The 12,040-nt window shown below is 68.0% G+C and carries 11 protein-coding genes; 4 read left to right on the plus strand and 7 right to left on the minus strand.

Features of this window, described 5'->3' with window-relative positions; all coding sequences use genetic code 11:
• Window positions 1-109: 109 nt before the first annotated feature.
• The gene (locus A9977_RS32315; protein WP_183028921.1) at window positions 110-1,897 is read left to right on the plus strand and encodes an ABC transporter ATP-binding protein/permease; all 1,788 of its coding nucleotides are present in this window, start codon (window positions 110-112) and stop codon (window positions 1,895-1,897) included.
• On the opposite strand, the gene queC is transcribed toward A9977_RS32315, so the two are convergent.
• Complete coding sequence (gene queC / locus A9977_RS32320) at window positions 1,882-2,583, minus strand: 7-cyano-7-deazaguanine synthase QueC (RefSeq protein ID WP_183028922.1); 702 nt, start codon at window positions 2,581-2,583, stop codon at window positions 1,882-1,884. The genes A9977_RS32315 and queC overlap by 16 nt on opposite strands.
• A gap of 236 nt (window positions 2,584-2,819) precedes the next feature.
• Here queC and A9977_RS32325 point away from each other — a divergent pair, with 236 nt between their 5' ends.
• The 3 genes from A9977_RS32325 (at window position 2,820) to A9977_RS32335 (ending at window position 6,627) form a co-directional block, all read left to right on the plus strand.
• Complete coding sequence (locus tag A9977_RS32325; protein ID WP_183028923.1) at window positions 2,820-4,283, plus strand: alkaline phosphatase; 1,464 nt, start codon at window positions 2,820-2,822, stop codon at window positions 4,281-4,283.
• Between the two features lie 32 nt (window positions 4,284-4,315).
• On the plus strand, window positions 4,316-5,839 hold the full coding sequence (locus A9977_RS32330) for an alkaline phosphatase (RefSeq protein WP_183028924.1): 1,524 nt from the start codon (window positions 4,316-4,318) through the stop codon (window positions 5,837-5,839).
• A 137-nt stretch (window positions 5,840-5,976) separates the two neighbouring features.
• Window positions 5,977-6,627, plus strand: coding sequence for a hypothetical protein (locus A9977_RS32335; RefSeq protein WP_259652252.1), 651 nt, complete (start codon window positions 5,977-5,979; stop codon window positions 6,625-6,627).
• A gap of 31 nt (window positions 6,628-6,658) precedes the next feature.
• Here the strand turns inward: A9977_RS32335 and A9977_RS32340 are convergent, their stop codons facing one another.
• From A9977_RS32340 to A9977_RS32365, 6 genes are all read right to left on the minus strand, one after another.
• Window positions 6,659-7,018, minus strand: a complete 360-nt coding sequence (locus A9977_RS32340) for a hypothetical protein (RefSeq protein WP_183028925.1) — start codon at window positions 7,016-7,018, stop codon at window positions 6,659-6,661.
• Window positions 7,019-7,110: 92 nt separating this feature from the next.
• Window positions 7,111-7,494, minus strand: a complete 384-nt coding sequence (locus A9977_RS32345; RefSeq protein ID WP_183028926.1) for a hypothetical protein — start codon at window positions 7,492-7,494, stop codon at window positions 7,111-7,113.
• Window positions 7,491-8,036 carry an ATP/GTP-binding protein gene (locus A9977_RS32350; protein WP_183028927.1) on the minus strand — a complete coding sequence of 182 codons (546 nt, stop codon included), beginning with the start codon at window positions 8,034-8,036 and terminating at the stop codon, window positions 7,491-7,493. Before A9977_RS32350 ends, A9977_RS32345 begins: the two co-directional genes overlap by 4 nt.
• Entirely contained in the window at window positions 8,033-8,725 is a 693-nt protein-coding gene (locus A9977_RS32355; RefSeq protein ID WP_183028928.1) for a hypothetical protein, read from the minus strand. The genes A9977_RS32350 and A9977_RS32355 overlap by 4 nt, the downstream gene beginning before the upstream one ends.
• A gap of 459 nt (window positions 8,726-9,184) precedes the next feature.
• Window positions 9,185-9,655 (minus strand): DUF1854 domain-containing protein, encoded by a 471-nt coding sequence (locus A9977_RS32360; RefSeq protein ID WP_183028929.1) that lies wholly within the window; start codon window positions 9,653-9,655, stop codon window positions 9,185-9,187.
• Complete coding sequence (locus A9977_RS32365) at window positions 9,655-11,937, minus strand: ABC transporter ATP-binding protein (protein ID WP_183028930.1); 2,283 nt, start codon at window positions 11,935-11,937, stop codon at window positions 9,655-9,657. The genes A9977_RS32360 and A9977_RS32365 overlap by 1 nt, the downstream gene beginning before the upstream one ends.
• Window positions 11,938-12,040: the final 103 nt, after the last annotated feature.

A 12,040-nucleotide genomic window follows, 5' to 3' on the forward strand; every position in this document is an offset into this window, starting at 1 on the left:
GGTGCCGGGACGAGCGCATCGGCGCACGCTTTCAGCCCCGGCTAAGGATTCGCCCCCTACCATGGGCGCCTCACGATGTTCGGCGCACGACGCCAGCGAGGGAATACGCATGTCTCCATCCATCTCGGCGCGTGCCGGCAGCTTTGCCCAGGTGCTCCGGCGCGTCTTCACGCTCGCGGCGCCCTACTTCCGCTCGGAAGAGAAATGGCGCGCCCGCGCGATGCTGCTGGGCATCGTCGCGCTGAACCTGTTGTTCGTGTATGTGGCCGTGCTGGGCAACCAGTGGTATGGCCGCTTCTACGATGCGCTGCAGAACAAGGACTCGGTGGTCTTCTGGCACGAGGTGGGGGTCTTCGGCTGGATCGCCTTCGCCAACATCGCGGTGCAGGTGCTCAAGTTCTATGTGACGCAGCTGCTCCAGCTGCGCTGGCGGGCCTGGATGACGCGCAGCTACCTGTCGCGCTGGATGGCGGACCGCACCTTCTACCACCTGGAGCTCGCGCGCTATGCGGCCAAGGACAGCCACACGCCGGACAACCCCGACCAGCGCATCCAGGAGGACATGCAGATCTTCACCAGCGCCACGATGACGCTGTCGATGGGCCTGCTGAACGCGGTGGTGACGCTGATGAGCTTCATCGGCCTGCTGTGGGCGCTGTCGGGCAGCTTCTCGTTCAGCTTCCACGGCACCACCTACCAGGTCGCGGGCGCGATGGTCTGGGTGGCGCTCGGCTACTCCATCGTCGGCACCGCCATCACGCACTTCATCGGCCGTCCGCTGATCGGGCTGAACTTCAGGCAGCAACGCTACGAGGCCGACTTCCGCCACCACCTGGTGCGGGTGCGCGAGTACAGCGAGGCCATCGCACTGGACAAGGGCGAGACGGTCGAGCGCGAGCGGCTCGAGCTGCGCTTCGGCGACGTGTTGCGCAACTACCTGGCGCTGATCAAGCAGCAGAAGAACCTGGTCACCTTCACCTCCTTCTTCGGGCAGGCGGCGGTGATCTTTCCGTTCCTGGTGGCCGGGCAGCAGTACTTCGGCGGCGCCTTCCAGCTCGGCCACCTGATGCAGATCAGCTCGGCCTTCGGCAAGGTGCAGGAGTCGCTCAGCTGGTTCGTCGACAACTACGACAGCGTGGCCGTGTGGCGCGCCACCACCGACCGCCTGACCAGCTTCGACGACGGCATGCGCGCCCATGCGGAACGCGAAGACGGCCTGCGGCGCACGCCCTCGGCCGTGCTGCACACCGAGGATCTGGCGGTGGCCCTGCCCAATGGCACGCCGCTGCTGGCCGGCGCCGCGCTCGCGGTGAAGCCCGGCGACAGCGTGCTGCTGCAGGGCCCCTCGGGCAGCGGCAAGTCGACGCTGTTCCGCGCCTTCGCCGGCATCTGGCCGTTCTCGACGGGCCGGATGCAGGTGCCCGACAACGTGGCCTTCATGCCCCAGCGCCCCTACGTGCCCGACGGCAAGCTGCGCGACGCGCTGACCTACCCCCACCCGGCCGCCGACTTCGGCGACGACCAGCTGCGGCAGGCCCTGAACGACGCCCTGCTGCCCGATCTCGCCGCGCGCCTCGACGACAGCGACGCCTGGAGCCAGAAGCTCTCGGGCGGCGAACAGCAGCGGCTGGCCATCGCGCGCGTGCTGCTCAAGAAACCGGCCTGGCTGTTCGCCGACGAGATCACCAGCGCGCTGGACGCGCAGGCCGAAGGCGTGCTCTACCAGCGGCTGTCGGACACGGTGAAGGCCGCGGGCGGCGCGATGGTGTCGATCGCGCACCGCGCCGCCGTCGGGGATTTCCACAACCAGCGCTGGACGCTGGTGCCGCAGCAGGACGGCGACGCCGGCGGCGCGCGCTACCGGCTGACCACCACGGCGGTTCAGCCCGCGGCGTAGCGCGCCCAGCCGGTCTTGCGCAGTTCGCAGGCCGGGCAGCCGCCGCAGCCGTAGCCCCAGGGGTGGCGGTGGCTGCGGTCGCCCTGGTAGCAGGTGTGGGTCTCCTCGACGATCAGCTCGACCAGCGCGTCACCGCCGAGCCGGTGGGCCATGGCCCAGGTCTGGGCCTTGTCGATCCACATCAGCGGCGTCTCGATCACCAGCCGGCGGTCGAGCCCGAGCGACAGCGCGAGCTGCATCGCCTTCATGGTGTCGTCGCGGCAGTCGGGGTAGCCCGAGTAGTCGGTCTCGCAGACGCCGGTGACGATCACCTGCAGGCCGCGGCGGTAGGCCAGCGCGCCCGCGAGCGCGAGGAACAGCAGGTTGCGCCCGGGCACGAAGGTGTTGGGCAGGCCGTCGGCCTGCATTGCGAACGCCACCTCCTCGGTCAGCGAGGAACCGCCGAGCTGCGACAGCGCATCGACCGTCAGCAGGTGGTCCTCGCCCAGCCGCGGCGCCCAGTCCGGGAAGCGTTCGGCGATGCGCTCGCGCACCGTGCGGCGCACGTCGAGTTCCACGCGGTGGCGCTGGCCGTAATCGAAGCCCAGGGTCTCGACGCGCTGGTACTTCGACAGGGCGTCGGCCAGGCAGGTGGTGGAGTCCTGGCCGCCAGAGAACAGGACGAGGGCAGTGGTGTGCACGGGCATTTCCTTCAACGGCCGGGCCGCTGCATTCAAAGCCGCGATTTTCGCAGGCCGTGCCATGCGCCTGCACGCCGCACATGACAAGCCGACGACCGGCACTGCCTATCTTTTTCGCCATGCAGTGAACTTCCGTGCGGGATCCGACTCGTCACGGACCGGTCATCTGCGGTCTCTAGATTCCCGCCTCGGAACAGGTGCGCGCCGCGCGCACCACCCGAACAACCATCCGAGGGAGTCGCATGACCCAACGCTTCATTGCCCCAGCGCTGCTGGGCGTTTCACTGCTGCTGACCGCCTGCGGCGGCAGCAGCCAAGGCCCGCAACTGCAACCGCCGACGACGACACCGCCGCCGGTGGCACAGGCGCCGAAGAACGTGCTGTTCTTCCTGGGCGATGGCATGGGCATCACCACCATGACCGCCGCGCGCATCTACAAGGTCGGCGAGGACGGCGACCTGACGATGGACACGCTGCCCGAGACGGCCTTCGTCCACACCTATTCGAACGACGCCCAGGTCACCGACAGCGCGCCCTCGATGTCGGCCTACATGACCGGCATCAAGATGAACAACGAAGTCATCTCGATGACGCCCGACACCAAGGCCACCGACGCCGCGGGCAAGGCGTATCACGTGAGTTTCGACAGCACCTGTCCGTCGACCAACGGCCAGGCCGTCGAGACGCTGCTCGAGCAGAGCAAGGCCAAGGGCTACGCCACCGGCGTGGTGACCACCACCCGCATCACGCACGCCACGCCGGCCGCCACCTACTCGCACGTCTGCCACCGCGACGCCGAGAACACCATCGCCGCGGCGCTGGTGCCGGGCGGCAGCGGCTTCAACGGCAAGCTGGGTGACGGCATCGACGTGCTCTTCGGCGGCGGCACCGACTACTTCCTGTCCAAGGAAGCCGGCGGCAAGCGCAACGACAAGCGCGACCTGATCGCCGAACTCAAGACCGCCAAGTACAGCTACGCCGCCAGCAAGAGCGACTTCGACAAGCTGCCGGTCGACGGCAGCACCAAGATCGTCGGCCTGTTCACCAAGAGCCACATGGCCTACGACCTGGACCGCGACGCCAGCAAGGAACCGAGCCTGGCCGAGATGACCGGCAAGGCCATCGACGCACTGGCCGCGCGCAAGAAGGGCTTCTTCCTGATGGTCGAAGGCGGCCGCATCGACCATGCGCTGCACGCCACCAACGCACGCCGCGCGCTGCAGGACACCGGCGCCTTCGACGACGCCATCAAGCTCGCGCTGAGCAAGATGCAAGCCGTCGACCCGGGCCTGAAGAACACGCTGGTGGTGGTCACGGCCGACCACGACCACACGCTGCAACTCAACGGCTATGCCGCGCGCACCGGCAAGACCGAAGCCAACAAGCCGGGCGTGCTCGGTCTGGTAAAGGACTATGTCGACACCAGCAAAACCAGCAAGGACGTCGAAGGCAACCCGTACACCATCATCGGCTTCGGCAATGGCCCGGTTCGACTGGCCACGCGTAGCGGCATCGACAGCACGGCACTGGAGAACAAGGACTACCGCCAGGAAGCCGTGGTCCCGACCGACCCCACGAGCGACTCCGAAACCCACGGCGGCGCCGACGTGTTCCTCGGCGCGCAAGGCCTGGGCGCCGACAACTTTGCCGGCGTCCTCACCAACACCGACGTGTTCGGCCTGATCAAGAAGGCGGTCGGCCTGTGAGTGGCGAACGCCGCCCACCGACGAACACAACCATGAACACGACCATGAACCGCACCAACCGCACCACCCGCCTGGCCGCCGCCCTCGTCTGCGCCGCCGCCGGCACGCTGGCCTTCGGCGCCCACGCCGCCGGCGAAGCCAAGAACGTGATCTTCTTCCTCGGCGACGGCATGGGCCCGGTCACCGTGACCGCCGCGCGCATCTACAAGGGCGAGAAGCAGTTGGCCGCCAAGCCCGGCTCGCTGGTGAGCTCCGAGCGCGCCACCCTCGTGATGCAGTCGCTGCCCTACGCGGCGCGCGTGAAGACCTTTTCGCTCGACGGCCAGACCACCGACAGCGCGCCCTCGATGGCCGCCTACATGACGGGCGTGAAGATGCGCAACGAGGTGATCTCGATGTCGAGCGACACCATGGCCTACGACAGCGCCGGCAAGCAGTACATCAACGGCGAAGACACCACCTGCCAGCCCACCAACGGCAAGGCCGCCGACACGCTGCTCGAGCTGGCCAAGGCCAAGGGCCGCGCGGTCGGCGCGGTGTCGACCACGCGCGTCGGCCATGCCACGCCAGCCACCACCTATGCCCACATCTGCAACCGCAACGGCTACAACACCATCGCCGAGCAGAGCGTGCCGGGCCATGCCAACTACAACCCCAAGCTGCTCGACGGCATCGACGTGCTGATGGGTGGCGGCCAGCGCAACTACCTGGTCGGCGCCGGTACCAAGCGCACCGACGGCGTGGACCTGGTGGCCGCGATGAAGGCCAAGGGCTATGCCTACGTCGACACCGGCACCCAGCTCAAAGCCGTCGACACGGCCGCCACCGGCAAGCTGCTGGGCCTGTTCTCGCCCAGCGAAATGGCCTACGAGCTGGACCGCGTGAAGCAGAAGCTCGACCAGCCCAGCCTGTCGGACATGACCGAGAAGGCATTGGGCGTGCTGAGCAAGAACGACAAGGGCTTCTTCCTGATGGTCGAAGGCGGCCGCATCGACCACGCGCTGCACGGCACCAACGCCAAGCGTGCGCTGGAAGACACGCTGGCCTTCGACGCGGCCATCCAGACCGCGCTCGACATCATGAACAAGAAGGACCCGGGCCTGAAGAACACGCTGGTGGTGGTCACGGCCGACCATGACCACGCGATGGCCTTCAACGGCTACCCGAAGATCGGCAACCCGATCCTGGGCCTGGTCAACGGCTACGCCGACGGCAAGCCCACGAAGGCCGCGGACGGCAAGCCCTACACCACGCTGGTGTTCGGCAACGGCGGCCGCCCCAACGCCACGCCTTCGAGCCAGGTCAACGCCGAAGACGGCAACAAGCCCTGGATCGCGCCCGCACGCGGCCCGGTGCGCGACGACCAGAGCGCGATGGACACCACCGACGACAACTACCTGCAGGAAGTCGGCATCAACCTCGGCACGCCCGGCGCGGAAACGCACGGCGGCGGCGATGTGATGCTGTTCGCGGGCGGCGCGGGTTCGAAGCTGTTCAAGGGCACCGTGGAGAACACCAAGGTGTTCAACAAGGTCAAGGAAGCGGCGGGCCTGTGAACAGGCTCACCCCCAGTCTTCGCGCACTGCGTGTCGCTTCGCCAACCCCCTTCCAGGGGGCGATGCCAGCGGCCCGGCAAAGCCGGTTCCGCGGCATCCCTGGCCTGGGGCTGGCGGCTTTTCTCGCAGTCGTTCCATTGGCGGGAATCGCCGCGGGCGATGCGACGGCGCCCGACCAGAACCTGCGCATCAGCCACCACGTGCTGACGATCGGCAAGGACGGCGTGCAGCGCGAGAGCCGCTACGCCGACCTGATGTTCCGCCGCGCCGATTCGGTGTGGGTCGAGCGCGAGCTGCCGCCGGCGCTGCGCGAGGACCATGCGCACGAGGCCCGCGAGGGCAAGGTGCACATCGGCCACGCCCATGCCGACAACACCGCGGCGCCGCTGTGGGTGCGGCGCGATGCGGGCGGCAAGGTGCAGGTGGGGATGGTGCTGCGCCAGCAGCGCAAGCTGATCGAGGTCGATGCCGCCAACTACGGCAACGTCGGCTACAACGGCTCCTGGGCCAACGCCTACTGGCTGGTCGACCCGGCGAGCCTGAAGCGCATGAAGGACCTGGGCGCGGCCGGCAAGGGCGTGCAGCGCTACGAGCTGCAGCAGGGCGAGAGCACGCTGCGCATCGACTGGGACGTGGCAGGCCGCTACGCGCGCAAGATCGAGCAGCGCAACGCGCACGGCACCTCGCTCAACGTGATGACCGCCTCGGCCATCGCGGCGCCGAAGGCGCTGCCCTGGCAGCAGATCGGCAGCTACGAGCGCGGCGAGTACTCCGACCTGCTGGACTGAACGGCCGGGCGGCCGTTCTTCGGCCGCCCGCTCAGATCACCAGGTCCTGCTCGACGCTCAGCACCTTGCGGCGGGCCAGCGCCAGGTTCGACTTGGCCTTGTCGAGCACCACGTAGAGGAACAGGCCCTCCTGCTTCACCATCGGGCGCAGGATGTGGTACTGCTTGCCGAGCGTGATGAGGATGTCCTCGATCGCGTCGTTGATGCCCAGCGAGCGCATCGTCTTGAGCTTGGCACGCACGACTTCGGTGTTGCCCGCGGCAGCCACCTCGAGGTCGAGGCCCGAGCCGATCTGGCCCAGGATCATCCCGCTGTCCGAGTCCACCAGGGCGGCGCACATGGCGCCGTCGCTGGTCATCAGGTCTTCCATGGATTGCTTGATGGTTGCCATTTCATTTCCTCGTTGAGTTCATCGCCCGTTGAAAAAGCCGCCGCCCGGGCGAGAAATGGGCGCCGGCGATCGATGTGTGTGCGACGCCGCGTTCAGGCCTGCGCCAGCGTGCGCGCCGCCTGCTTGGCGAAGTACAGGACCTGGCCGATGACCGCATCGCGCCCGGCGACCACGCTCACGATCAGGTCCACCTCGCGGTGGCGCGCCTGCACCATCACCACATGGCCGTGGGCCGCTTCCACCGTCACGCTGGTGCAGGCGCCGAGGTTGCTTTCCTCGCCCGAGAGCGAGCCCAGCGCCGCCAGCGAACTGGCCACCGCCGACAGCTGCGCCACCTTGGCGGTGTTCTCGATCCGGCCCGTGACCTCGAAGCCGTCCTCGGTGGACACCACCACGGCCCGCACGCCCTTGACCTCGCGCATGAGACTGTCGACGGCGGCCTGGGCGACCGCATGGATGTGGGGAGGGATGTTCATGCGCGCAGGTCCGACAGGGACCGGGATTCGAGCTGGAGAAGAAGGAGATCGAGCAGCTGCAGCACCTGCGCGCGCTCGCGCACGTCGACCGGCAGCACCGGGCACACCACGCCGCGCGCGGCCATGTGGCGGCCGTGGGCGTCGATGTCGGGCGACGCATGGGTCTCGGAGCGGCCGATGCCGACCACGCAGGCCGAGCGGCCGATCAGGTCGGCGAAACCGTCGAGGTAGACGTCGAGGTCGGCCAGCGGATCGGGCCGGCTGTTGTCGATCAGGATCACCAGGCCGAGCGCGCCGCGGGCCAGGATGTCCCACATGAAGGCGAAGCGCGGCTGGCCCGGCGTGCCGTAGAGGCGCAGGCGCTCGCCGTTGTCCAGGGTCAGCTCACCGTAGTCGAGGCCGACGGTGGTGGTGGCCTTGGCCACCGATTCGTCGGTGTTGCGCACGTCGGTGCTCAAGGGACCGATCTCGCTGACCGCGGCGATGGCCGTGGTCTTGCCGGCACCCATGGTGCCGGAGAAAAGGATCTTGTGTTCGATCATGAGGCGAGGCCCGGCAGCAGGCCGAGGCGGCGGCGGATGCGGGCGAACAGGCCCGGCAGCGCCGGTGCCGGCACCGGGGCGCTCGACGGTCCGGCGGTGTGGGCTTCGTCGCTGCGCAACAGCTGCGCGCGCTGCAGTTCGTGGAGGAAGGCGAGGCAGACCGAACGCTCGGCGCAGCCGCGCAGATGCAGCTGCGTCACGGTGCAGGGCCGGCTGACCAGCAGGGTCGCCAGCGCCAGGCGGCCCGGCCCGCGCAGCAGCTCCGACGGCGGCCAGCGCGTCAGCTGAAAGGCCCGCTCGTCATCCAGGATCGGCACCGCCGCCTGCGCCTCGGCCCGCTGGCGCGCCTCGACGATGGCGGCGCCAGCGCGGTTGAGCGCCTGCTCGAGCGCTTCGGGATTCAAGGGCAGGTTCAGTGCGTGGGCGCCCGCTCCGGCGCGAGCGGCCCGCAGGACGGTCGGTGGCGGCCCGTCGCCCGCGGCAGTCCCCGACACCGTGGCCAGGCCGCCGAGGCCCTCGCCCGCGATCAGCAGGTCGCAGCGCGCGGCATGGAAGCTCCATTGGTGCTGCGTGCGGTGATCGAGCAGGCGCACCAGGGATTTCAGCAGCAGCTCGTCGCGCGGAGCCAACCCTTCGACGCTCAGGCCCAGCGAGGGCCTGCGCAGTGCCGCGGTGGCTGCGTCCGTCATCTGGAACCCCGCCCCCCGCCCTGCGCCCGATCGCTCGACCGGTCGAAACGCGTGCGGATGGCAATTGGAAAAAGGACTGAATTCATAACGACTGGAAACAATTATCAGCCTTTCGTTACACGCTTGCGCTATTGAAGCGTGCTTTTTTGCGTCCTTTTTCTCAATTCCGAAGCCTGTAAAAGCTTCGTGGATCTAATGTTTTTTTATTACATCCTAAAGGCCAATTTTTCCCCTGGAAAACGGTTTGAAAATCACCACTTCTCCTCGTAGCAGAGGGAAATTCAATGTCATTTCAATGAATTGAGACATTGCATACAGACCCCTCAGTTGAGGCCAAAAAAGAATTGGAAAGTTTTCATTCGGACCAAAGAAAACGGCGAGCGACCTGTGCACGGTCGGACTCGCCGAATGTTTCTTTCTTGACGCACCGGTCGCCACGCGCGGCCGGTCCGCCGCGCCTCAGAGAAAGCGCTCGAGCAGCTTGCGCGAAGGCCGGTCCAAGGTCTTCGGGTCGGCGATCCGGAACTGCACGCCGTGGGCGCTGGCGATCAGCAGCGCGCCGTCGGCCAGCCGGCGGATGTCTTCCTCGGCCTTGAGCACGAAGCTCGTCGGGCCGTGGTCGGTGTCGACCCGCCAGGTGCTGGGCACGCCGAAGCTCGACACCGCATGCAGCTTCAGCAGCGCGGGCGCGAAATCGCGGGCCGCGAGGTCCTCGTCGAGCAGCGCGCGCATGGCGGGCGGCAGCTCGTCGAGCCGGTCGATCCAGAGCCGCTCGCGGCCGTCGGCGCCCACCAGCGACAGGCCGGCCTGCGGCGCGCTGAGCGGGAAGGCGCGCACCGGCACGATGCCCTCGTGGCGCTGGCCTTCGGCGTCGGTCAGCACCAGGCGGTCGAAGGCGTCGCGCGCGAGTTGGAAGTCGGGGGTTGTCATCACGCCTCTCCCGCGGGATGGGCCGCATGGTTCTGGTTCGACAGCAGCGCCACGGCCACCGCGGCGCGCTCGGCCACGGCACCGTCGCTGGCCTCCTCGTCGGCTTGGCGCAACTGCGCCTGGTAGAGCCGCCAGTAGGCGCCCTGCTTCTCCATCAGCACGTCGTGCGGGCCGACCTCGACCACCTCGCCGCGGTCCATCACGACCAGCCGGTCGGCCTTGCGCAGCGTCGACAGCCGGTGCGCGATGGCGATGGTGGTGCGGCCCTTCACCAGGTTGTCGAGCGCCTTCTGGATCTCCTTCTCGGTCTCGGTGTCGACCGCCGAGGTGGCCTCGTCGAGGATCAGGATGCGCGGGTCGATCAGCAGCGCGCGCGCGATGCTGATGCGCTGGCGCTCGCCGCCCGACAGGCCCTGGCCGCGCTCGCCCACCAGCGAGTCGTAGCCGTGCGGCAGGCGCAGGATGAAGTCGTGCGCATGGGCCGCGCGCGCGGCCGCGACGATCTCCTCGCGCGTGGCCTCGGGCTTGCCGTAGGCGATGTTCTGCGCGATGGTGCCGAAGAACAGGAAGGGCTCCTGCAGCACCAGTCCGACGTGGCGCCGGTAGTCGGCCACCGCGAAACGGCGGATGTCGGTGCCGTCGACCTTGATCGCGCCGTCGGTCACGTCGTAGAAGCGGCAGATCAGGTTGACCAGCGTGCTCTTGCCCGAACCGCTGTGGCCCACCAGGCCGATCATCTCGCCGGGCTGGATCACCAGGTCGAGGTCGCGGATCACCGCGCGCGAGCCGTAGCGGAAGCCCACGTCGGCCAGCTCGATGCGGCCCGAGGGCCGGTCGACCTTGACCGGGTTGAGCGGCTCCGGCACGTTGCTCACATGGTCGAGGATGTCGAAGATGCGCTTGGCGCCGGCCGCGGCCTTCTGCGTGACCGAGACGATGCGGCTCATCGAGTCGAGCCGGGTGTAGAAGCGGCCGATGTAGGCGATGAAGGCGGTCAGCACGCCCACCGTGATGCTGCCGCGCGCCACCTGCCAGATGCCGAAGCCCCAGACCACCAGCAGCCCGATCTCGGTCAGCAGCGACACGCTGGGCGTGAACAGCGACCAGGTCTTGTTGAGCTTGTCGTTGACCTGCAGGTTGTAGGCGTTGGCGGCATGGAAGCGGTCGGCCTCGCGCTTTTCCTGCGCGAAGGCCTTGACCACGCGGATGCCCGGGATGGTGTCGGCCAGCACGTTGGTGACCTCGCTCCACACCCGGTCGATCTTCTCGAAGCCGGTGCGCAACCGGTCGCGAACCACATGGATCATCCAGGCGATGAAGGGCAGCGGCACCAGCGTCACCACCGCCAGCAGCGGGTTGATCGAGAACAGGATCACCGCCGTCATCACGATCATCAGCACGTCGGTCAGGAAGTCGAGCGCGTGCAGCGAGAGGAAGACGTTGATGCGGTCGGTCTCGGAGCCGATGCGCGCCATCAGGTCGCCGGTGCGCTTGCCGCCGAAGTAGTCCAGCGGCAGCGTCAGCAGGTGCTCGTAGGTGGTGGTGCGCAGGTCGGCGCCGATGCGCTCGGACACCAGCGCCAGCAGGTAGGTGCGGGCCCAGCCCAGGCCCCAGCCGGCCAGCGCGGCTGTGAGCAGCGCACCCAGGAACAGCGCGACCTTGCTCATGGCGATCTGATGGCCGTTCTGGAACGGGATCAGGATGTCGTCCATCAGCGGGATGGTCAGGTAGGGTGGCACCAGCGTGGCGGCGGTCGAGGCCAGCGTCAGCAGGAAGCCCGCGATCAGCTGCTTGCGGTAGGGCTTGGCGAAACGGCCCAGGCGCAGCAGCACCCAGGTGGAGGGCGGCGCGGCCGACACGGTTTCCGCGGGCAGTTCCTCCGCGTCGACCGGCTCTGTCGCCAGCGCGACACTGCCGGCCCGCTGGCCCAGCAACTTGAACAGGCGCAGCGCGTCCGCTTGCTGTGCCAAGGTGTAACGCCAGCGCGCCAGATGGCCGGCATCGCTTTGCAGGTCGATGGTGCCGACGCCCGCGTGATCGCTCAGCTGCATGGAAAGTCCGGCTGTTGTGAGCGCCCACTCACGCCAAACCCCCTCTGCGGATCGGGCCAGCAGCCGTCGATCGCTGAGGGCCAGCAGCCCTTGTGCAAACCGAAGTTCGCCGTCAAGGTCAACCGTGAGCGTCGCCAGAACGTTTTCCGCGACTGAGAGCCGGCTTTTCAGCGCTTCTGAAACCGGCCCCGCTTCGCCCTCCGGGGTGCCGATTGGATCGTGATGTTGCATTGTCTTTCTGTGTCTCTGGTCCTCGCCGAACCACGCCAAGGTGCCCGCCCGGCGCCGATTCTGATCGATCGCCATGGGCGCGCCTGAGGGCGCCCGCGTGCTC

The organism is Variovorax sp. UMC13 (assembly GCF_014170375.1).
Lineage (GTDB): Bacteria > Pseudomonadota > Gammaproteobacteria > Burkholderiales > Burkholderiaceae_C > Variovorax.